We start from the raw sequence: 22,796 nt of genomic DNA, 5'->3' as shown, positions 1-22,796 counted from the left end.
GGTATATTTATAATGCTCAACCTATTCCGGGGGGTGTAATTTATATTCATGAAAGAGCATTCGGTTATCTGCATGACTGAGTCAGCAATAACCCCAGATCAAGAGTCGATTCAGGAATTACACTTAAAGAGGATCACAGCTCTGGAGAACGAGAACAAACGCCTCAGCGAGGAGATAGAGACCCTCAGGATGGAGAAAGAGGATACCAGAGCAAAGCTCGTAGAGACCCTCATATCCAACAAGAAGTACATGCGTGAAGAGGAGCGGCTCAAAAAAGAGAACGCCCTCCTTCGGAGGATGCCCCTCTTCCTCGCGACGGTGGTGGAGATGGGAGAGGACTACGTCCTCCTCCGGCAGCACGGAAACAACCAGGAGTTCATAACCACCACATCTCCGGAGATGATGGAGACGCTGGAGCCGAACACTCGAGTCGCGATAAACAACTCCTTGACCATCGTCAGGGTGATGGACAAATCCGTAGACGTGAGGGCAAAGACGATGGAGCTGATAGAGGCCCCCACAGTCTCGTACGATGAGGTCGGCGGCCTCGAAGACCAGATAAGAGAGGTGAGCGAGACCGTGGAGCTCCCCCTCACCCAGCCGGAGCTCTTCGCCGAGATCGGGGTGGAGCCGCCCAAGGGCGTCCTCCTCTTCGGCCCCCCCGGGACAGGAAAGACCCTCATCGCCAAGGCCGTAGCCCACCATTCCAGGGCGACCTTCATCCACATGTCGGGGTCTGAGCTCGTCCACAAGTTCATCGGCGAGGGGGCCCAGCTCGTCAGGGACATATTCCAGATGGCGAGGGACAAGGCCCCTGCCATCGTCTTCATCGACGAGATAGACTCCGTCGGATCCATCAGGACCCACGACGGAACGACCGGGTCCGCCGAGGTGAACAGGACGATGATGCAGCTATTGGCGGAGCTGGACGGCTTCAGGGCCAGGGGCGACATCAAGGTCATCGCCGCCACCAACAGGATAGACATCCTGGACCCGGCGCTTTTGCGGCCCGGAAGGTTCGACAGGATCATCGAGATACCGATGCCGAACTTCGACGCCCGCCTTGCCATCCTCCGGATACACACCATGAAGATGAAGATGAATCCAGAGGTGGACCTTCAGACCATCGCAAGAGAGACTGAAGGCGCGAGCGGCGCCGATCTCAACTCCATCGCCGTCGAGGCTGGAATGATGGCCATCAGGCGTCGTGGCAGCTCGGTGACGGCAGACGACTTCAATAAGGCCGTGGACAAGGTCCTCGGCGAGGAGATGCTGCCGAGGGTCGACGAGTCCATGAGGATGTTCTCTTGAGGGTGAGACGATCTCCATGAGGATGTTCTCTTGAGGGTGAGACGATCTCCATGAGGATGCCCTCGTAATGGGACGACTCTCTCCATAAGGATGGCTTGAGGCTTACGGCAAGCCTCAAGCCAAAATATCTTTTTTAGTATGTGTTTAGCTCCTTTCTAAATCCATGCGAATTGACCTAGAATCCACATCGACCAGAAGAATTATATAATTTGTCCGGCATTTCGCATTAACGGTTTGAACGCTCATTAATTTTCCTGCTATCGATTTTTTGAGAATAGATATCAATCGACTCTGTATAGAGATCAAATAAGGCCAGCTTCATAAAGACTAAGAATATAATTATTAAATTTTTATAATATACTGAATTGTTAATATCGTGTTGACAAATTCTAGTAAAATTATTTTAAACAAAATTTAAGTTAAACGTTTGAATTTATGCACATTTTGGCAAGCAATAAATTCTTAATTTTGCATAGCCTTACTGCGGAATGCCGGATTTGTCATCAATAACGCCTTATTGGGAGTATGCACGACGAAGAGATTATCAAGCAACTTAAAGATGAGATGGAACGATTAAAGCGCGAGAATGAGTTGCTTAAAGATCAGATCGCGAAACTTGAAGCTCGGCTAGCATTATATGAGAATTCTCATACTCCGCCGAGCTTGAAACGTGGTCGCAAACGCAAAAAAGAGTATAACGAAGGAGATAAAGGGAAACCAGGCCAAAAAGTGGGTCATAAAGGGGTATCAAGACCTCATGCAAATCCAGATAAACAAGTTGAAGTCACCACAGATCGATGCCCAGACTGTGGAACTGAGCTCGGCGATCCAGTAAGAATAGAGTCAAAGATTATCGAGGAAATTCCTGAACCTCAGCCCATCATCGTCACCGAATACAAGATTGCGCATTACAGATGTCCCTCCTGTCACAAAGAAGTTGCAGCCAGGGATCCAGATTTTCCTGTAGAAGGCAGATTTGGAAACAACGCAATTGCGCAGACGACGTTACTGAAATATGAGGACTGTCTGCCTCATAGGAAGATCCAAAATGCACTGAGTCGACTGCATGGACTGAATATATGTCCCGCTACGATCCTCGACCTAACTCGTAGAGCAGCTGATGCGGTCCAACCTCAGTATGATGCGATTTTAGACAGGATTCGGTATGCTCCTATCCTGTACGTGGATGAAACGTCAATCCATGTCCAGGGAAATAAACATTGGATCTGGGCATTTACGACACCTTCTGAAACTTTTGTTGTGATACGGAAGAGTCGCGGGACGAAAGTCCTGATGGAGGTCCTGACGAGGAGATTCAAGGGCATCATAGTGTGTGATGGCTGGAAGCCATATGCAAAATTCACAAAGCGGTTACAACGATGTTGGGCACATCTACTCCGAGAATCAAGAGATCTTGCTGATAAGATCGGGGAGGCAGTTCTTTTACATGAAGCCCTAAAGGATCTCTATGAAGAACTGACTGGAGCTCTTGAAAACGATCCTCCTCCCGAAGTTCGGATGGAATTATGGGATATGGCACGAGCAAAGCTCAAGCGATGGATCACGAAAGAACACATTAGCCTGAAAGTGAAAAAGCTTGTTGGCAAGATTAGCAACGGCTTCGAGTACTGGTTCACGTTTGTCATCCATCCTGCTGTTGAGCCGACTAACAACAGAGCAGAAAGGGCACTGCGCGAGCATGTCGTATTTAGGAAAATCGTTGGCACGTTGCGCAATAAAAAAGGGACGTCTATTCATGAACGTATTATGACCGTCCTGTCGACATGGAAGCAACAGGGACTCAATACTCTACAGATACTGAGATCAAGCCTGGCCAGCTAAACACGTACCTTTTTTATATTACTTACATCAGCCTCGGAGGGTGTACATCTCGGAGGTTCTCCTGAGGGGGTTGTAATCCCTCTCCTGACCCGAGACCGTATGAGGTATGTCCCCAAGGCCGTCTCCGAAGGGGTCGGGTCCGAAGTAACCGCTCCAGTGGTTGCCGAGGTACCTCCTGTAAGCTACGCCGTTATAAGTATACCTCAGAATCTCCGTCGAGTTCCAGAAGTTCGTCGAGTTCCATGAATGAGCGTTATTTTGGTTGTTGACGATGTTGTTCATGTAAATCCTGTTGTTGAAGGATTGGTCGGCGTATATCCCGTAGTCATTGATGCTCAGGTTGTTTCCTGCGAGAACGTTCCCGTTGGAGTTCTCGAGGCTGATGCCGTCCAGGTTGTTTCGGACTATGTTGCTGCTTATGGAGTTCCTGTTGGAGTAGAAGAGACGGATGCCGAAGATGTCGTTGTACCTCACCCTATTTCCTCGGACGGTGTTGGCAGAAGAGCGCAGGAGCCATATCCCCTGGTTCTCGTTATATCGGGCTATGTTGTTGGCGACGGTGTTGTCGCTGGACTCGCCCAGGATTATTCCCGCCCAACGGTTTAGGCTCGCGTTGTTGTTCCTTATGGTGTTGTTATTTGATCTGCTGAGGAGAATCCCGCCGAAGGTGTTGTTGCAGGCTTCGTTCTCCGCGATGGTGCATCTCTCCGAGGAATAAAGGGAGATGCCAACGTCGTTCTGGCAGACGTAATTTTTTATTACATTATTCCTCGCAGAGCCGTCCAGGACTATGCCGTATTCGTTTTTGGTGACTATGTTGTTTCTTATGGTGTTATCTTTTGAAATCACTTTAATCCCGGCGTCCTTCCACAACTTCCCCGAGTTCGTCACCTCGAAACCCTCAAATGTGACCCCTTCGGCGGATATGACGACGGCGCTTCCTATACCACCGGCGTCCACCACCGGTTTTCCTGGACCCGTGTCAAGGCCCACCAGGGCAATCCTCTTTGAAACGTTCAGGTTTTCGCGGTAATTGCCGCTCTTGACTATGATTCTGTCCCCGTCGCTGGCGCGGTTTATGGTGGCCTGGATGAGCCTGTCGTCGTAGTCGGGGGCGACGACGAATGTCGCTGCTTGAGTCTGCCCCCACGAGAGGAAGAGGAGCATCGCCGAGATCGCCACGATCCTCTTTTGTACGCCGTTTCTATGCATAAGATCATCCCCTCTTCTGCTGGTATACGATCCGGGTAATGTGTTAAAAGCTTTTTCAGGGGCCCATCCATATGATTAAACCGGATTGCTGCGAAAATCTTAAGTATCTCTGAGCTTCATCCGCCCTGATGGAAGAGGACGAGATCCTATCGGCGGAAGAGGACGTATTCTACGCCTACACCGTCCCCTCAGACTTCGGTCCCGATGATCTCGATCCGGCATCGAACCTCTCGAACCTGACGACGGATCTTCCAAGGGAGCTATCTTCAGAGATCCCCTCCCATCTGACGGGTGAGGGAGGCGCTTCGACGGTCGTCTCCATCGTTGACCATCTGAACGCGACCCTCGGCATAGATATCGTCTCCATTTCGGTCATAATCTTTAAGATCATCTCCATCGTCCTTCTGACATACGTCGCCGTCAAGATCGTGAAATACGCCATAAACGTCCACCTCCCCAGGATCACCAGGAACGGCAAAGCCGGCCTCGACGTCGAGACGGAGATGACCTTCCGGAGCCTGGTCAGCAGGCTTTTGGTGGCGGCGGTCTATGTAGCCGGTTTTCTGCTGGTCATATACCAGATACCTCATCTCAATAGGCTTGCCGTGACTTTGCTTGCAGGCGCCGGGGTTGCGGGCATCGCCATCGGTTTTGCGGCGCAAGACTCCCTCGCAAACATCATTTCTGGGATATTTCTCGCGGTCTTCCAACCCTTCAGGGTAGGCGATTACATCGACTTCAACGGCGAGTACGGCCAGGTGGAGGATCTGACCCTGAGGCACACCACCATCAAAACCTGGGACGGCCGGAGGATCTTCGTCCCCAACAGCATCATGGGAAACCAGCCGATAGTCAACTGGTCCATAACAGACCCTGTGATCACATGGCCCATAAACGTCGGGATCGCCTACTCCGCAGATATAGACAAGGCGAGAGATATCATGCTGGACGTTGCAAAGCGCCACCCTCTCGTCCTCAAGAACCACGAGATAACTGTGAGGGTGACGGATCTGGGGGACTTCGCCGTCAACCTGCGGCTGAGCGTCGACGTCCCCAAGAGAGACGTCGCCTTCACCACCGGCTGCGAGATCAGGGAGGCGATCAAAAAGAGGTTCGACAAAGAGGGGATCGAGATACCCTACCCCTACCAAAACATCATAATCCATAGACCCGCGGGATCGGCTCAAGCCCAAATAGACCCCCCTGCGCCGGGGCTTGAGGTCGATGAAGGGGCGAAAGAAGGAGGTGGCCGCTAGAAGTCAGCCGCCCCGGTCTTAGATCTTCGACCTTATGATCTTCTTAAGGGGTTCTATCTCTCCGGCCTTGGCGGAGATGGGGGCGATCCTATCGCGCCACTGCCTCCATGGGGGGAGCATCCCGAGCCGTTCTCCGATCTCGTCCAGGGTGGCGTCGGGATCCGCCACTTTGTCCATCTTGTTTGCGGCCACGATGACGTCCAGCCCCAACTCCGTCAGGAACTCGAATAGCTCCACCTCCTGGGGGACCTCACCTCTCCTCTCCCACCTGTCGGCTATCTCCGCGAAGCTGGCGGCATCTATCACCTGTATCACCAGAAGGATCTCTTCGGCCCCGTCCTCGAATCGGCGGACGATGAAGTCCTTGGTACCCTCCTGGACTTTTTTATCTGCGCCTCTCATGTACCCGTATCCGGGCATGTCGACGTAGACGACGTTCCCAACCCTTACTCTGGCGGGACCGATGGTAACTCCGGGCCTCCTTCCCACCCTCACCTTCTTGCCGGTCAGATGGCGAAATAGGGTCGATTTTCCGACGTTCGACCTACCTATGAGCACGATCTCTCCAGTCATGGGCCCCTCATCCTCCCATCTCTCATGGTCTCCCATTAGAAATTCGTTTCTCTCCCTTCTTTCAGGACGGTGGCGCAGATCCGAGCCGCTGGACAGACCAAAAGGCTTATAATCGACAAATGCCGTGGATAATATAGGCAAAAGTCGACTCAACTTTTACCTCCCTCCCTAAAACCTCCAAAAACGACTTTTGCCCCCTCTCTTCATCCCCGAGATGATGAGGGCAGAAGGCTGACCTTCAAGGGGTCGATGGAAAAGTTTATATTCGTCATATGACGTAGTGATCAAAGGCAAAAGTCTGACGTCGAACCTTCCCTCCCTAACAAATCCCTGATGGCGACTTTTGCCTCCCACCTCCCTTTCTCTTCCCCTACTCTTTCTTCTCCCTGCAAGCCCTTGCTACATACAGGTCGACCTTAGCCTGCTAATCGAAGGACTAGACGATCTGAGCGGCTTTAAAATGTCGATATCGAGAATAATCTAATGGTTGGATATAATAATAATAATGGGGCGGGGGGCGATAGCCCCCCTTTAGCGGCAGACGCAGTCGAATACCCCTGCCTCTCCCCACGATGCTAGCATGCAGGGATCGATCACGTCGCACCCGCTGACGCAGCACGAAAGCCAGTCTGTATTGTTCGTCTCGTTGGTGTAGATGAGGACCATCTCCACCTTTCTGGTTATGTCGTAGGTTCCGGTATACCTCTCTTCCCCGAGGTTGATGAGGTCACCCCGAGAGTCGGTCTGCCTGTACCTGAGGTCGGCGATCCCCGTCGAGTGAGAGGTGATATCGTAGAGTGTGGACCTCGTCGGGAACACGTCGGCTCTGACGATGGTATCGTTAGTGGCGACGACGGTGGCGTTGAGCCGATCCAGTCTGAGGGCGACGTTCCTCTCCCGAGATAGCTCCCTGTTGTACAGGAAGCTCGCACCTACTGAGTCCCCGTTATTTCCAGCGCAGTCCCGGTCGTTTATGCCTTTGCCGATGTAGTCGAGGGTTTTTGTCGCGTTTAAGGTGACGGGCCAGTTCTCCTCCAGGGTTATCGTCCAGAGGTCGCTTCCTGCGGGCTTGAAGTACGTCCTGTTGACGTCGGCCTCGGCCTCGGATCGGAGGGATACCACACCCTCGGAGCTGTAGGTCCCCTGGAGGGCCGCCGTCCTCTCCCGGAGGCGGACGTCGTTGGCGGCAAGGTCGGCAAAGCCTGATATGAAGGGGGATAGGACCCTTCCCGCGGGGGTGACGGCTATCGGTAGTATATCGCCCTCCACCGACCCGCTGAGGTCGAAGCTCATGTTGGCGCTCTGCCTGGAAATCCAGAAGGATGAGCCGTCGGTGACGTTGTCCACCCCGAAGGTGTAAGAGGCGGCAGAGGCTGAGGATATCAGCCCCGCCAGAAGCAGTATTACTAGTTCCGTTCTCATTCAGACCACATCCGCGTAAGCGCCAGTGTTGTCGGTCCAGGCCTCCCCGCTGACGTCTTTAATGGTCATTGCCCAGCCTCCGGCGGAATCGATATCAAAATCCGGCGGATTCGAGCTCGAGGCTTCAGCGACGATCTGGTAGTTGCCCACCACTTTGTACTTCTGTTTGGCCCGGGTGGAGTCGCCCGCATACGCCTCCATCTCTCCGTAGTTCAATCCACCGGCACCCAACGTGGTATACACCTCGGAGTAAGCCGTCCCATCGTCGGCGTAGGATCCGAGGAAGATGTTGGTCCCGGCCGCGCCCACGTTCTCGGCCGATGCCGAAGCGCTCGAGCTCGTATCGGCGCTGAAGTCGCCCCAGATCATGGCGGACCCGGCCGCTACATCCCCGGAAACGCTGGCAACTCGGTCAGGTCCGCTGGAGTCGTAGGTCCCGCTTATGGCACCGATGATCCCATCGCCCTCTATGACCGTGAGCCACAAATTCTCTCCTGAGGCTGAGGTGCTGTCTCCGGTCTCGGCCATAAGGAGGTCGGCACTGGCATCAGCGGTGGAGCCGATCGCCCCGGCCCCGACGGCCGACCCTTCAGCGACGAGAGAGGTCGGGGTCCCGCCGGTCAGCTGGAGCTGGACGTTCCCGGCGGCGGCGCCAGTTCCCGCCGCACCCTCGATGCTCCGGGCGTTCACATCAATCGCGACCACATCGGCGCTGTTCCCGGTCTTGGCGGCGACTCCACCGACGCCGATCTCGTTCTCAGCCCCTGCGGCCCCCGCACCGAAGATGGCGCCTTCCGCCTCGACGATACCGTTCCCGCTATTGAAGTCGAATGCTCCGTCCACGCCGCCAGCGGCGGCGGCAGCGACGACGAAACCCTCCTTGTTTGATGCCTCGATCTCCGCGCCAAGGGCGCCGGTCCCGAAGAATCCGGTCCCTGCGGCCAGAATTCCGCTGCTGATCTCGTTCTTTTTGCCGTCGGCGACGACTCCGACTCCTGCGGCCTCCGCGCCTCCGGCTATAAATCCATTCTGGAGGTCGACGATTCCGCCCAGGCCGCCAGCTGCGGCGGCAGCTCCTACAGTTCCTTCCCTATTGGAGCCCTCGATCTCCGCGCCGAGGGCGCCGGTCCCGAAGAATCCGGTCCCTGCGGCCAGAATTCCGCTGCTGATCTCGTTCTTTCTTCCGATGGCCCCGACTCCGACCCCTGCAGCCTCGGCGCCTCCTCCTATGAATCCGTTCTGGAGGTCAACGACGCCGCCCAGGCCTCCCGCAGCCGCTGCTGCGGCTACGGTCCCTTTCCTGTTGGAGGCCTCGATATCCGCGCCGAGGGCGCCGGTCCCGAAGAATCCCGTCCCAGCGTCCAGGGCACCGGCGCTGATCTCGTTCTTTCTTCCGATGGCCCCGACTCCGACCCCTGCCGCCTCGGCTCCTCCTTCTATGAACCCGTTCTGGAGGTCGACCCCTATGCCGATGTTGCCGGCAGCGGCAGCGGCGGCGACTCCGCCCTTCTTGTTGGAGGCTTCAATATCCGTTCCCGAAGCAAAAGTTCCATCATCCCCTGTCCTCGCGGCCAGGGTTCCACTGATCTTGTTCTCCACACCGATGGCACCGATCCCGACCCCCGCGGCCTCGCCATAACCGTCTATGTACAGTCCCTGGATTCCGCCGGAAAAGTCGGCGTCGAGGTTGACTCTGCCGGCGCCGGCTCCGGCGCCTATGGCCCCAAGGTCGCTAGTCGCCGATCTGATATCGCCGTAGGCCCAGGCGCTGTTCCCGGTTCCCGTGGCGAGGTTGCAGTCTATATCCGATATGCCGTCGAGGATGTCGATGGAGGATACGGCAACGCCAGCCCCCTCACCCCGAAGGTTCAATGTCCCGGGCCCCTGGTTGAAGTCCATGTACCCTGCGGTCCCGAAGGCCGTCGGAAGGAACCCCGCCATCTGTGTATCCTGGGATGTGGCGATCGCTCCGTCGATATCGATCGCCTGCCTCGAATCCATGGACCCGTCGATCACCGAGGCGTGCTGCATCGCCCCCCGTCCGCCGAGGTTCCCGGTGGAGACGACGGCGCTAACCTCGGCGTCGTGGATGGAGACGTCCTGGACGACCCCCAGGGCTCCGGGGGTGAGATGGGCGGATCCGAGGGCCAGGGTATGCGAAGCATCCCGGGCATAAATGTAGCTCGCGCCCGCGTAGCCGCCGCTCCCGGAGTACCCCTGGAGGGCGTATATGTCGCCGGGCCCTGATATCCTCCTCGAGTCGGTGATGGTCAATCCATCTTTGAAGCTCGCCGAGGTCTGGCCGCCGACATAGACGCCGTCGTCGACTTCGTAGTGGTCCCAGATGCTGACGCTCCTGCCGCCGCCATCGCTGGCTGTGAAATGCATGTCTATGGCATAAGCTCCCTGAAAAATGAGAAGACAAGTTATCGATATGATCAACCGATATGATCTGGACAGTTACTTCCCTCCTTTAATCCATCAGAAGTCGAATTTACGAGGTAATAAATCTTCCTACAAATCTACAAAAAAATTCGGTATCTGGTCCTTAAATTCCGGAAGATACTGCTCAGATAATCAAAATTTGTAAAAGAATAAAATTATGCTTGGCTATCATATAGCCCTCACTCTCGTCGAAGGTGAAAACTGAACCGCGTTGTAAGCTCGATCCTCAACCACGATGATCGACACGTAATCACCAGCTACTGCCTCCACCTCTTCGAGGACGACCCTGTAGTTGAAGAGGGGGGACCTGGTGAGGACGATGGGCTCATGATAGCTGGTCTCAAGGATCCATGAATCGGTTGGTGCTTCCATTCTGTAAAATGCGACGGCCGTCTCCCCCCTGGAGGCGGTGATGTTCTTTGTGAGAAACGCCATATAATCGGCCTGCGGGGCTGTAGCGTTCAGAACGTCCCGGGAGACGTAGTGGACGGATCCCGCCTCGTCGATGAGGGCATTAAGCCTTCCGTCCTCTCCGAAGTAGGCGAAGGCGGCTGCTCGATACTCCCCGAAGTTGAGGAAGAGGAGGCAGGGGGCGGATCTATAGAGAAGGGGTCGAAACTCCTCCGAGACTCCGGCGACCTCTGCCGTAAGGACGGGGGAGACGCTGCCGTCGGGGCCCGATACCCTGTAGAGCGTCCCCGGCCAGGAGAACCGGGCCGTAGCCTCAGCCCCTTCGATCTCCTCCTCCGCCGACCAGACCACCTCTCGGGTTTCGTTCTCGGCGACGAAGAGGGTCGCCCTCTTTAGGTTGCTGTCCCCGTCTTTCAGATCCACCTCGATCGTTGCGGGCTTTTCTTTTCCCGCCGCCTCCGATAGGACCTTCAAGCTCACCAACTCCGGTGCGGGAGAGGATCCGACGGCTCTGATCATCCACTCCGTCTCGTTCTGATGATACGGTTCCAGGTTCCATGCCAGGATCCTGTTGGGGTTTCTCGCCGTGATGAACGACCTGCCGGTGGCGGGTCCGATGTCGGTTCCTATGTAAGCGCCGCTGAACTCGTAGATGGAGACGAGGAAGGGGCCGCAGATCACGACGTCGGGGACGTCCACCAGGGCCCAGCCGAACTCATCGCCGAAGTAGGAGTCGGCTCTGTCGGCGACCTTCGATACTGCGTTGAGCTTATCATCCCATATCTCAAGGATGAAGATCTCGGAAGTCCTATTCGGCGTCAGCTTCCCGTATACTGATACAGCGGAGAGCGTCCACTCCCCGGAGGGGGCCTCGAAGAGGACGGCATGGCCGAGGCCGCCCCCCATCCGAAATCCGTTCTCGGCGGTTCCGTCGTCCAGACGCAAGATGACCGGGCCGTCGGATAGGGCGGTCTCCGGGGCGAGGAGGATGAGGACGGCGAGGAGCGGCCCAAACCTTTTATTCATCATGATAGCTCCCACCACCCCGGATCTGATGCGATAGCCTCTCGATATCGTCGCCGGGAGTTGAAGGCCTCTTCGGTGGTCATGCGGATGGCGTTTTAATCATCTGCCTATTTACCTTTTTTTTAGCGGTGCCGGCCTCGAGCTCCTCGATCCGCCACCCAAAGGGATAATACCTCCAAGATCGAGTTCCTCCAATATCGAATATCTCCAGGAGAGATCCATTTTGGAGAAGATCGCCACCATCTGCGTCTACTGCGGCTGCGGTTGCGGCCTCTTCCTCCACGTCGAGGACGGCCGGATCGTCGGAGCCTCCCCGTCCCCAGCTCACCCCGTCTCCAGGGGGAGGCTCTGCGTCAAGGGGTGGCTGGCCGCCGACTTCGTCCACCATCCCGACCGGCTGAAGACGCCCCTCGTCAGGAAGGGCGGACGGATGGTCCGCGGCTCCTGGGACGAGGTCCTCTCCCTGACGGCGAGAAGGTTCAAAGAGATAAGGGAGGAGTCGGGTCCCGACGCCCTGGCGGTCCTCACATCGGCGAAGGGGACCAACGAGGAGAACTACCTCCTGGCGAAGCTCGCGAGAGCCGCCCTCAAGACGAACAACGTAGACCACGTCGCAAGGCTCTGCCACGCCCCATCGGTGGCGGGCCTCGGCTTCGCCCTGGGGAGCGGGGGGATGACAAACCCGATAAGAAGCCTCCTCTCATCCGGCGCCATCCTCGTCACCGGATCGAACACCACAGAGCAGCACCCCCTCGTCGCCGCACACATCCTGGAGGCCCAGTCCCGGGGGGCGACCCTGATCGTCGTCGATCCCAGAAGGACCCAGATGGCACAGCTCGCCGATATACATCTCGCCCCCCGCCTGGGGACCGACGTCTCCTGGACGAATGGGATATTGAACCTGATCATCGATCTGGGGCTCGTCGATGAGGATTTTATAATTAAGAGGACCGAGGGGTTCTCCGCCCTGAAGGATCTGGTCGTCCAATATACTCCGGTGGAGGTGGAGAGGATCACGGGGATACCGTCCGGAGATCTGGAGAAGGCGGCCGTCGCCTTCGGAGAGGCGGATAGGGCGGCGGTCGTCTACGCCATGGGGACGACCCAGCACTCCTGCGGGACCGACAACGTCCTCGCCCTCGCAAACCTCGTCCTGGCTACCGGGAACGTCGGAAGGGATGGTACGGGGATATACCCCCTCCGGGGCCACCAGAACGTCCAGGGGGCCTGCGACATGGGGGCGCTTCCGAGCGTCTATCCCGGATATCAGAAGGTGGAGGACCCGGCCGCCAGAGAGAGGATGGAGGCTGCCTGGGGGACGGACCTGCCGGCGGAGCCGGGGCTCACCGCCGTCGAGATGATGGAGGCGGCCGAGGAGGGAAGGTTGAAGGGGGTATACATCTCCGGGGAGAACCCCATGATCAGCTACCCCGACCGGGATCAGGTGATGCGGGCCCTTTCGTCTCTGGAGTTTCTCGCCGTCGCCGATATCTTCCCCACCGAGACGACGGCCCTCGCTGACGTCGTCCTTCCCGTCGCCTCCTTCGCCGAGAAGGACGGGACCTTCACATCGACGGAACGGCGGGTCCAGAGGGTGAGACGGGCGGCGTCGCCCCCAGGGGAGGCGAGGCCGGAGGTGGAGGTGGCGGCGGACCTCCTGAGACGGCTGGGGGTCGACGCCGATTACGCCTCCCCGGAGGAGGTGATGGCCGAGATATCATCGGTGACCCCATCCTACGGCGGTATCAGCTACCAGCGGCTCGGGATATCGGGGCTCTCCTGGCCCTGCCCATCCCGAGATCATCCCGGAACCGAGATCCTCCATCAGGGGTCGTTTCCCATCGGTCGGGGGCGGTTCTCCGCCGTGGAGCAGCAGGAGCTTGCGGAGGATCTCGATTATCCCCTTCTCCTGACGACCGGCCGAAGCCTCTTTCACTTCCACACCGGGACGATGACTAGGAGGACCCACCTGCTGGACCGGGAGCGGCCGAAGGCGGCCGTCGATATCAACCCCGCGGACGCGGCGGCTCTGGGGGTGAGATCCGGCACGATGGTGGTGGTGGAGTCCGCAACCGGCAGCCTCGAGATCGAGGCCCGCCTGACGGAGGAGGTCCCGGTGGGGACTGTCTATATACCCTTCCACTTCGCTGAGGCTCCGGCGAACCAGCTGACGGCCCGGACCCTCGATCCCACCTCCAAGATCCCCGGGTTGAAACGGACCCCCGTCAGGATCAGGAGGGCCGAATGACCGGAACCTCCGCCTTCTTCCTCCGCCGCGAGGACCTCGTCCCCCTTCTGGAGGAGCTGGCCGAGACCCTGGAAGTCGTAGCTCCCGTCCTGGTCGAGGGGGAGGCGGCCTTCGCCACCTGGAGGGGCGGGGCTCTGGCGCTGGACGATAAAAACCCCCTGGCATCCCCGATGGAGTTCTTCCTTCCGAAGAAGGAGGTCCTCTTCAGATACGTCCAGTACAGCGGCCGTTATACCTTCTCGGAGGACCCCCCCAGGGCGAGGCTGATCTTCGGGATGAGGCCCTGCGACCTTCAGGCGCTTAAGGTGATCGACGGGATCTTCGGCGCCGAACTCCCCGACATTCCTTACGCCGGCAGGAGGAGGTCTACGATAATAGTCGCCCTGAACTGCACGTCCCCCGGTGAAGGATGCTTCTGCAGATCGATGGGGTCGGGCCCCGGAGCCGAGGGGGGGTACGATCTCCTCCTGACGGATCTGGGCCGCGGCTACCTGGTGGAGCCGGGATCTCCCGCCGGGGTCTATATCCTCAGGGCGCATCAGCGACATTTCGAGGAGGCGGACCCCGAAGACCAGAGAGAGAAGGAGCGGCTCCTCGCCCTCGCCGGCGAGGAGATCATAAAGAGAGGTCCGTCCCTGAACCCGGAGAAGATCAGGGAAGCCATCGACGGGGTCGACTGGGAGGAGGCGGGACGGAGGTGTCTTGCCTGCGGCGGGTGCTCCCTCGTCTGTCCCGTCTGCCACTGCTTCAGCGTTCTCGACCAGGGCGTCCCCGACGGGGAGAGGCTGAGGTGCAGGGACACCTGCATCCTCTCCGGCTTCTCCCGGATGACGAGCGGGGCCAACCCCCGGCCAGCCCTCGGCGAGAGGCTGCGCCACTGGTACCTCGACAAGTTCGTCTACATCCCGGAGAAGACGGGGCTATTCGGCTGCGTCGGCTGCGGCAGGTGCTCCCGGGTCTGCCTGGGAGAAGTCGATCGGTGGTCCCTGTTCAAGGAGGCGGCAGAATGAAGATGGATCGGTCGAAGAAGGAAGCCGATGCTAACGGTGGCACCAAGATCGGCAGAGCCGCCGGGGCGAAGCCGGAAAGCTACCTGCCTATCCAGGCCGAGGTCGTCGACATCGACGTCGAGTCCTCCAATACCTACCTACTGTCCCTCCGGCCGATGGACGAGGAGGACGAGCTGGTCGCCGTAAACTACTCTCCAGGCCAGTTTCTGATGGTCTCGGTATTCGGCCTGGGGGAGTGTCCCATATCCATCGCCTCCTCCCCCACCCGGGAGCCACTGCAGATCTGCGTCCGGGAGGCAGGAAAGATCACCCAGGGGATCATGGCGGCCCGGGTCGGAGACGTCCTGGGGATCCGGGGGCCCTTCGGGAACGGCTTTCCCGTCGGTTCCATGAGGGGCAAAAACGTCCTCATCGCCGGGGGCGGGTCGGGGTTTGCGACGCTGCGCTCCCTCATCAACTACATCGCCGACGACCGCCGGGATTTCAGGGATGTAACTGTAGTTTACGGAGTGAGGACGTCCCAGGACCTCTACTTCACCAGCGAGTACGGGAGCTGGCAGGCGGCAAAGATCGAGGTGGGGATCACCGTCGACATGATGGATGCTAGCTGGAAGGGGAACGTCGGCCTCGTGACGTCCCTTTTAGCCGACCTCGATCCGGTGCCGGGGACCGCCGCCCTCTGCGGCCCGCCGATGATGATCCGGGCCGTCGCCAGAGACCTCCTGGGCCGGGGATTTATCGAGCCCGAGATCTACATCTCCCTGGAGCGGCACATGAAATGCGGCGTCGGCAAATGCGAGCACTGCACCATGGGACGCTACCACGTCTGCACCGACGGGCCGATCTTCAGCTACGACGTGGTGGGAGATCTGATCTGATCTGATCCGATCCATATCTATCTTATTTCAGAGATTCGATCGTCCCCCCCCCGGGTCCACCAGTTGGCGAGGATCGGGCCCGAGATGTTGTGCCAGACGCTGAATACGGCCCCTGGGATCGCGGCCGCCGGGTTGAAGGTGGCCATGGCGAGGGCTGCGGCGAGCCCCGAGTTCTGCATCCCCACCTCCACAGCCATCGCCCTCCTCTTCGGTTCCGCCATCCCCAGGGCGGAACCTGCGCCGTAGCCGAGGAGGAGGCCGAGGAGGTTGTGGAGGATCACCACGGCGAAGATCGTCGATGCAGCGGATCTGATCAGGTCGGCGTTCGCCCCGACGATCGCCCCGATGACGACGGCGATCGTCGCCACGGAGACGAGGGGCAACGCCCCGATCCACCGGTCCGCAGCCTCCTGGAAGTAGAGGTGGGCTGCGAGCCCCAGAAGGACGGGTATGAGGACGATCTTCAAGGCGGAGACGAAGAGCTCCCCGACCGGGACCGGGGCCCAGGCCCCGGCCAGGAGGAGGGTGATGAGGGGGGTCATTATCGGGGAGATGAGGGTCGAGGCGGTGGTCATCGCCACCGAGAGGGCGACGTCGCCCCTGGCGATAAAGGTGATGACGTTGGAGGCGGTCCCTCCGGGGCACGCCCCCAGGAGGACGACCCCGACGGCGATTTCCCCTGGAAGTTGGAACGCCTCGGCGATCCCATAGGCGAGGAGGGGCATGACGGTGTACTGGGCCGCAACTCCGGTGGCGACCTCCTTCGGCCGGGCGAGGATCTCCCAGAACTCCTCCGCCTGGAGGGTCATCCCCATGCCGAACATGATGACACCCAGGAGGAGCGGTATGTGGGGGAGGGCGATCCTGAAGGTGGAGGGGCGAAGGAGGCCGATGGCCGCCGCCAGGAGGACCAAAAAGGCGAAATAGCGGCTGGCGATCTGGCTCAGGAAGTTCAAAGATATGGCGGCTTTCATGACGTCATCCCGGCCAGCAGCCACCGGCTTTCGTCTCTCATCTCTCCTTTCGGTTCCTGTAGATCTCGCGCAGGACCTCCCGGTGCATCGAGGCTACGACGTCGCCGAGGATCCCCAGGAAGAAGAGCTGGAAGCCGACGATGATCAGTATCGCCGTCAGGATCGTCAGAGGCAGGTGCTCGGTCCGGGTGGAGAGCCACTCCCTCACGATGTACAGCCCCAGAATGAATCCTGCTGTGCCGAAGAAGGACCCCATCATGCCGAAATAAAATAGGGGGTTGTGGGTCTTTGCCATCCGATAGATGGTGGCGGTGATCCTCGCGCCGTCCATTAGGGGGTTGAGCTTCGTCTTCGTCCCGGTCGTTCTCGACTGGTAGGTTATGGGGACCTCGGCGATGACAAGACCCTTCTTGACGCTGTCGACGGTCATCTCCGTCTCGATCTCAAAGCCTGCCATGGTGAGGTCGAGCCGTTCGACACCCAGACGGCTGAAGGCCCGGTACCCGGTGAGGATGTCGTTCAAGGGGACGGCGTAGATCAGCCGGAAGAAGAAGTTGATCAGCCTGTTCCCTGCGGAATTGAGGCGGGTCAGGGCCCCCTCCTGGAGGTTTGCGAACCGATTTCCCATGACGTGGTCGGCCTTCCCCGCGAAGACGGGATCGAGGAGGAGGCATACCTCTGCGGGAAGGTAAGTCCCGTCCCCGTCGATCATCACTATGTAGTCGGTCTCGATGAGGTCGAAGGCCTCTTTCAGGGCCTGCCCCTTCCCGTGGCCGCTCTGGACGACGACTCTCGCTCCGGCTCCCTCGGCTAGCTCGCGGGTTCTGTCGCGGCTATTGCCATCGATGACGAGGATGTCGGAGAAGCCCATCTCCCGAAACTGCCCTATCACCCCGGCGATGGCGTCCTCCTCGTTCAGGGTGGGGATCAGGATGCAGACGTCTCTGGTGGTCAATATCTATCAGCTCGGTCGGTGCCTGTATGGTGCCTGTATAATGGTGGTCGGTCGTCAACGGTTAGTCCGTATTCCTGTCTTCTTCACATCCTCATTTAGCCGCCGCTTTTATGAGACCTTCAAACCTTTCGACGAGCTCATCGGCGGAGCCGCCCGCCGTCTCGACGTAGAGTCTGATGAGGGGCTGGGTGTTGGAGGGCCTGATGAGGACGGTATAATCCTCGGCGGTGATTTTGAGGCCGTCGGTGGTGTCGGGCTCAAGGGATGCAAGGTCGCCTTCGAGCCGTCTCATGACATCGGCCGCCGACCCCACTATCCTGACGGACCTCTGGACGTAGGGGTAGTCGGGGATGGCGTCCGAGAGATCCGAGAGCCTCTCCCCCCGGGATATCACCTCGCCGAGGACGAGGGACATGGCGAAGGGGTCGTCGGAGAGCTGGAACTCCGGGAGGAATAGGTGGGCGGACCTCTCGACGCCGATGACCGCCCCCTCTCTCTTGACCCGGTTGGCGATGAAGACGTCTCCGACCCTCTCCCGGATCACCTCGAAACCGAGGGGCAAGAGCTCCCGCTCCAGGATCATGGAGCAATCAAAGCCCGCTACCACCCTGTCGCCGGTTCGGTACCTCTCCTTTGCCAGGATCACCGACACCTTCTCGGGGGGGACGATCCGGCCCCGGTCGTCGATGACGAGCCCCCGGTCGGCGTCGGGGTCGAAGCCGACGCCGTAATCTGCCCCCGTCTCCACCACCATCTTCGCCGCCTCCTTCAGGGATTCCTCGGTGGGGGCTGGGCCGCGGCCGGGGAAGAGGCCGTCGGGCTCGCCGTTTATCACCCGACCGTCGAAGTCGAGCCTTTCGTACAGCATGGCCATCCCGCAGGCGGAGCCGTTGCCCATGTCCAGGACGATTTTGAGGGGACGCTCTATGGAGAGCTTTCCTTCGACGTAGTCGGCGTACCTTCTGATGACTTCTTCGGGGGAGCGGTCGGTCTTTTTGCCTTCGCCCTCTCGAAACTCCCCTCTCTCGTAAAGGTCCATCATCTCCGTCTCGTGGTAGAGCATCCCGTACCCTTCGGCGGTCCTGAACCTGATGCCGTTGTACTCGGGGGGGTTGTGGGATGCGGAGATATAGGCTGCCGCGTCGTACCCCCCTTTCCAGGTCTCAAAGCCGATCATCGATATCGGAAGGACTCCGTAGCTCTCGACGGAGCAGCCCGTGGACAAGACCCCCTCCAAAAATGCCCTCTCCACCAATGGGCCGCTCACCCTCGTATCCCTTCCGAGGGCGATCCGGCCGCCGGGGAGGTACGACCCCAGAGCTCTGCCCACCTTCCGGGCGATATCATCGGTAAGCTCTGTCCCGTAGACGCCTCGCACGTCATAAGCTCTGAAGACTGTCACATGGAGTAGGTCGCAAGAATATGTAAAATAGTTTTCGAAAACGGCTCCATCTCTTCCCCCAGGGCCTTCAGCTCTCGGGAGACCCGACGGCGGTGCCGGATCTTATCGATCCTATCCTAACCCTCATCCTCTCGCCGGGAGCCGACCCCGGGACGAATATCCGGAAACCCTCCACCTCGCCGAAGCCGTCCCCGGACTTGCCGACGCCGACGATCATAAGCTCCAGGACGTCCCCCACCTTCACCGGCGGGATAAAGAACCCCTGGCCGACGACGTACATCTCAGCGCTCTCCTTGCGGGAGGCTGCCGGAGAGTGGGACTGGGCCCTGCGAAACCGCCCCCTCACCTCCGAGAGGTAGTCGAGGAAGGTGTCCCCCTGGAAGACCTTGACGAGGAAGTTTCCCCCGGGCTTGAGGGTCTCTCCGGCGACCCGGAGGGCGGACCAGGATAGGTCGATGGACCTTGCGTGGTCGAGGGTCCAGTTCCCCGAGAGGTTCGGGGCGGCGTCGCAGATGACGACGTCGGCCTTCCCGCCGAGGGCGCTCCGGATCAGCTCCAGCGTCTCCGGGGCGGTGATGTCGGCCTTGATGGTGGTGACGCCTTCGATGGGATCGATCGCGAGGAGGTCGACCCCGACGACTTTGCCCCCTGAGATCTCCTTTGCCACCTGGAGCCAGCCGCCGGGGGCGGCTCCCAGGTCGAGGACGGCGTCGCCCCTCCGGATCAGCCGGAACCTCTTATTGATCTGCTGGAGCTTGAAGGCGGACCGTGCCCGGTACCCCTCGGCCTTGGCCCTCCGGTAGAAGTAGTCTTTTTGATCCCTGGCCATCGCTCTGGGTTTTCAGCCCAAGGTAATAAAGGGCTGCGGTTAGAATCGAAGACGATCCAAAAAATGCAAAAAATCGACCGGGTCGGTCCCGGATATTACGGCTGATCCTTGGGATTTCAGGAGGATATTTCAGGAGCATTTATCCTTGTCGAGATCCCTAATCATATCTTCGAGAGATGCACGCAAGGGCGGAATATCTCGGCGGACGGTTTCAAATACCCGCCAAAGGTCCACCCCGAAGTAGTCATGGCTCAGCTTGTCTCGCATCCCCACCATCTCACGCCAGGGAAGTTCGGGGTAGATCTGGCGCACCTCAGGAGGTATCTTCTTTGTGGCCTCGCCCACGATCTCAAGGGCTCTAACGACGGCAAAACAGGTCTTCTCGTCTGCTTCGAAGGCCGAAAAATCCATCCCCTCGATGAAGCCTTCCGCCCTCTCTGCCGCATAGAGGATATCCCGGAGGTGGTCCGTATACACCCGAGTTCCCTTCCTCATATCGCTTTGACCTCCTCCAGGATCCGGCGGCCTATGGCGGGCTTGAGGGCGCTTCTCTCCACCAGGTCCACCTTGGCTCCCAGAAGGTCAGATAAGTGGTTTTCCAGGGCGATGAACTCCATAAGGGAGAGGGATTCATCCTCCAGATCCACCAGGAGGTCGATGTCGCTCACCTCATCCGCCTCGCCCCGGGCATAAGAGCCGAAGATCCCCAGGGATCTCACCTTGTAGCGGCTCGAGAGGTTCGGCATCTCATCTCTGAGGATCTGGAGGATCTCCTCCAGGGTGGGGCGGCGTTCGGGTGGAATCGTCATCGAATCACCAGAGGGTTCTGATCATCCAAGGAGGGCTTCATAAGAATTTATGTTTTCTCCTCATGGGCATCTTGGATGGTGTGGATGCGCACGAGCATCGTCGGCCCATCAGGTGGAGGGGACGGATAGAATCTGAGCGGTTAACGTGACTACTCCCCGCCCTGAAGGGCGTCAAATATAATACCGGTAAAGCGATCTCCCTTAGGGGGCTGAGATGCCCTAACAGATCATCTCGAAACCCGAGGACTTGATTCTGCATACCCTTTGATCTCCCTCTTCGCGAAGTTGAAATATCTATCGAGACGTCGGGGCCAGGGGCATAATAGCCATATCAATATCAAAGGAGATTAGATCGCGACATCACCCTTGTAGATCTCAGCACAGAACTCTATTGCCTCCTCAACCGCAGCCAGATCCTTCATCAAGAAGATCCGCTCCTTGGGCGTCTCTGTAAATGCCACCGAGTTCCTGAGGACTGGCGTGTACTTGCTGAACTTGTCCAGCTTGACCATATAACCCTTCAGGTTCTCGATGGGGTAGGCGTCAAACCCGTTCCGCTCTAGCAGCTTCAGCGCCTGGTTCCTCTCCCCTAACGACTTGAACTCGAACCTGTACGTCTCCTGATTATAGTTGTCAGAAAGCTTCCTGAAAAGAACCTGGTTATCAGCGAAGAAGTATGGCTCCTCGCTGTTTTGTGTGGATGGATTTTTGGGATCACTATTCCTGCAGCTCGGTCCCAATAGCTTCATGACTGACGGGATTTGGGGTGATCATCAGATGTATCGCCACCTTCTGACTCACTAACGGTATCCAAGACGCGCATTAGCATGATCTAACCGGCATTTCGCATTAACGGTTTGAACGCTCATTAATTTTCCTGCTATCGATTTTTTGAGAATAGATATCAATCGACTCGTATAGAGATCAAATAAGGCCAGCTTCATAAAGACTAAGAATATAATTATTAAATTTTTATAATATACTGAATTGTTAATATCGTGTTGACAAATTCTAGTAAAATTATTTTAAACAAAATTTAAGTTAAACGTTTGAATTTATGCACATTTTGGCAAGCAATAAATTCTTAATTTTGCATAGCCTTACTGCGGAATGCCGGATCTAATCCGCTTATCGCTATTATGAAGTTACCCACACAGAATAGCGAAGAGTCGATATAACTAATCATTGATAAATTCTTCAAGTGAACGGGAACACTGGCCAACTTTAGATAGGTTATCTAATTGGCGATCCATATTGATCAAATAGCTTAAGGAAGAATTATTCTTTAATTTTTTTGACCTAACTGAATATTCACTATATGCTGCAAGAGCTCCGAATAAAATTGACGCAGATATATTTTCAAATGAATACGGGTTGCCATTTAAGCCCAATGCTCCAAATACAGTGACGCCTACAGGAATTCCTATGGTAAAAAGCGCGTTTAATTTCCCAGAATTTATCAGAGATAGGCTATTGGTAAATTCGCTCTTAGAATCCTCAAGCTCAAAAATGTAATCTTCCATCAACTTGAGCGCAAAATCCGTACTTTCGCACGTGTTTAAATTTCTTGAAAATTCTGTAATTTTGTTTCGAAACTTAGTTTTAAGTTTTTTATTGTCGTCTATAAAATCGATTATATCAGTAATGGAGATGTTATTGAGATCTGATGGGATAAAATTCTCAAGGATAAGAAAAGAATAATAACCTTCTGCACCATCTGATCTATAAACTATTTCATCAAATTTACCCTCATCACTAAAATATGGTGCAACTGCCCAGCTATCCGAATCATCAGTTGCTCTTGCCAAATTTCTCCTTTCAGCCACTACTTTTGATAAATAAAACATATAACTTCTTGCTAATGGTTTGGAGAGATTTAACCACTCAGAACCATAAAATTTATTAGAAATACTCTCGAGGTAAGGATAAAGGCGCGCATCAACTTTATCCGGGTGAAGTCTCTCATACCCGCATAGCCCTGCAGGAATAAATGGGAGTTCTTCACAAAATTTCTCGAAATTATCGGCAGTTTTGCTCAGGTCTTTTCCTTCTAATGATATGTCTCTTATTATAGTCTTACGACTAAATTGATATAATAGAACAGACAAAATAGATCTTATGAAGGGAGATATTGTAACTATACAAAATACTGAGGAGCTACCGGAAAAGCTTCGTGCAGAGACTGATGGGCGT

The 22,796-nt window shown here is 57.1% G+C and carries 19 protein-coding genes; 6 read left to right on the top strand and 13 right to left on the bottom strand.

Annotated elements, in window-relative coordinates; all coding sequences use genetic code 11:
- Nucleotides 1-72: 72 nt before the first annotated feature.
- Nucleotides 73-1,311: a proteasome-activating nucleotidase gene (locus P0O24_RS09105; protein WP_316969439.1), complete on the top strand. Its 1,239-nt coding sequence runs from the start codon at nt 73-75 to the stop codon at nt 1,309-1,311.
- 525 nt (nt 1,312-1,836) lie between these two features.
- Nucleotides 1,837-3,153, top strand: coding sequence for an IS66 family transposase (gene tnpC / locus P0O24_RS09100; protein ID WP_316969438.1), 1,317 nt, complete (start codon nt 1,837-1,839; stop codon nt 3,151-3,153).
- Nucleotides 3,154-3,180: 27 nt separating this feature from the next.
- Here tnpC and P0O24_RS09095 read toward each other — a convergent pair whose 3' ends face one another.
- The gene (locus tag P0O24_RS09095) at nt 3,181-4,365 is read right to left on the bottom strand and encodes a right-handed parallel beta-helix repeat-containing protein (RefSeq protein WP_316969437.1); all 1,185 of its coding nucleotides are present in this window, start codon (nt 4,363-4,365) and stop codon (nt 3,181-3,183) included.
- Nucleotides 4,366-4,493: 128 nt separating this feature from the next.
- Between P0O24_RS09095 and P0O24_RS09090 the strand changes: the two genes are divergently transcribed.
- The gene (locus tag P0O24_RS09090; RefSeq protein ID WP_316969436.1) at nt 4,494-5,621 is read left to right on the top strand and encodes a mechanosensitive ion channel family protein; all 1,128 of its coding nucleotides are present in this window, start codon (nt 4,494-4,496) and stop codon (nt 5,619-5,621) included.
- An 18-nt stretch (nt 5,622-5,639) separates the two neighbouring features.
- Here the strand turns inward: P0O24_RS09090 and engB are convergent, their stop codons facing one another.
- The 4 genes from engB to P0O24_RS09070 form a co-directional block, all read right to left on the bottom strand.
- Nucleotides 5,640-6,194 (bottom strand): GTP-binding protein EngB, encoded by a 555-nt coding sequence (engB, locus tag P0O24_RS09085; protein WP_316969435.1) that lies wholly within the window; start codon nt 6,192-6,194, stop codon nt 5,640-5,642.
- A gap of 531 nt (nt 6,195-6,725) precedes the next feature.
- On the bottom strand, nt 6,726-7,616 hold the full coding sequence (locus P0O24_RS09080) for a hypothetical protein (protein ID WP_316969434.1): 891 nt from the start codon (nt 7,614-7,616) through the stop codon (nt 6,726-6,728).
- A complete protein-coding gene (locus P0O24_RS09075; protein WP_316969433.1) occupies nt 7,617-10,004 on the bottom strand; it encodes a hypothetical protein in 2,388 nt (795 codons plus the stop codon).
- Nucleotides 10,005-10,229: 225 nt separating this feature from the next.
- Nucleotides 10,230-11,501: a hypothetical protein gene (locus P0O24_RS09070; protein WP_316969432.1), complete on the bottom strand. Its 1,272-nt coding sequence runs from the start codon at nt 11,499-11,501 to the stop codon at nt 10,230-10,232.
- 217 nt (nt 11,502-11,718) lie between these two features.
- Between P0O24_RS09070 and fdhF the strand changes: the two genes are divergently transcribed.
- Genes fdhF through P0O24_RS09055 form a run of 3 tightly spaced genes read left to right on the top strand, consistent with a single transcriptional unit; the run spans nt 11,719 to nt 15,634 of the window.
- Entirely contained in the window at nt 11,719-13,746 is a 2,028-nt protein-coding gene (fdhF, locus tag P0O24_RS09065) for a formate dehydrogenase subunit alpha (protein WP_316969446.1), read from the top strand.
- A complete protein-coding gene (locus P0O24_RS09060; protein ID WP_316969431.1) occupies nt 13,743-14,756 on the top strand; it encodes a 4Fe-4S dicluster domain-containing protein in 1,014 nt (337 codons plus the stop codon). Before fdhF ends, P0O24_RS09060 begins: the two co-directional genes overlap by 4 nt.
- Nucleotides 14,753-15,634: an FAD/NAD(P)-binding protein gene (locus P0O24_RS09055; protein WP_316969430.1), complete on the top strand. Its 882-nt coding sequence runs from the start codon at nt 14,753-14,755 to the stop codon at nt 15,632-15,634. The genes P0O24_RS09060 and P0O24_RS09055 overlap by 4 nt, the downstream gene beginning before the upstream one ends.
- 17 nt (nt 15,635-15,651) lie before the next feature.
- Here P0O24_RS09055 and P0O24_RS09050 read toward each other — a convergent pair whose 3' ends face one another.
- From P0O24_RS09050 to P0O24_RS09015, 8 genes are all read right to left on the bottom strand, one after another.
- A complete protein-coding gene (locus P0O24_RS09050) occupies nt 15,652-16,608 on the bottom strand; it encodes a bile acid:sodium symporter family protein (RefSeq protein WP_394356760.1) in 957 nt (318 codons plus the stop codon).
- Between the two features lie 37 nt (nt 16,609-16,645).
- Entirely contained in the window at nt 16,646-17,563 is a 918-nt protein-coding gene (gene aglJ, locus P0O24_RS09045) for an S-layer glycoprotein N-glycosyltransferase AglJ (protein ID WP_316969428.1), read from the bottom strand.
- Between the two features lie 91 nt (nt 17,564-17,654).
- Entirely contained in the window at nt 17,655-18,965 is a 1,311-nt protein-coding gene (locus P0O24_RS09040; protein WP_316969427.1) for a phosphoglucomutase, read from the bottom strand.
- 67 nt (nt 18,966-19,032) lie between these two features.
- Nucleotides 19,033-19,794: an SAM-dependent methyltransferase gene (locus P0O24_RS09035; protein ID WP_316969426.1), complete on the bottom strand. Its 762-nt coding sequence runs from the start codon at nt 19,792-19,794 to the stop codon at nt 19,033-19,035.
- Between the two features lie 129 nt (nt 19,795-19,923).
- Nucleotides 19,924-20,289, bottom strand: a complete 366-nt coding sequence (locus tag P0O24_RS09030; protein ID WP_316969425.1) for a HepT-like ribonuclease domain-containing protein — start codon at nt 20,287-20,289, stop codon at nt 19,924-19,926.
- Complete coding sequence (locus tag P0O24_RS09025) at nt 20,286-20,603, bottom strand: nucleotidyltransferase family protein (protein ID WP_316969424.1); 318 nt, start codon at nt 20,601-20,603, stop codon at nt 20,286-20,288. The genes P0O24_RS09030 and P0O24_RS09025 overlap by 4 nt, the downstream gene beginning before the upstream one ends.
- A 347-nt stretch (nt 20,604-20,950) precedes the next feature.
- Entirely contained in the window at nt 20,951-21,352 is a 402-nt protein-coding gene (locus P0O24_RS09020) for a hypothetical protein (RefSeq protein WP_316969423.1), read from the bottom strand.
- Between the two features lie 429 nt (nt 21,353-21,781).
- Nucleotides 21,782-22,796 (bottom strand): hypothetical protein (locus P0O24_RS09015; RefSeq protein WP_316969422.1); only part of this gene is annotated, 1,015 nt, incomplete at its 5' end.

It is taken from the genome of Candidatus Methanocrinis alkalitolerans (assembly GCF_029167205.1).
In the GTDB taxonomy this organism is placed as follows: domain Archaea; phylum Halobacteriota; class Methanosarcinia; order Methanotrichales; family Methanotrichaceae; genus Methanocrinis; species Methanocrinis alkalitolerans.
Note: the sequence above shows the minus strand (reverse complement) of the source record. Positions and strands in the feature narration are given on the sequence as shown.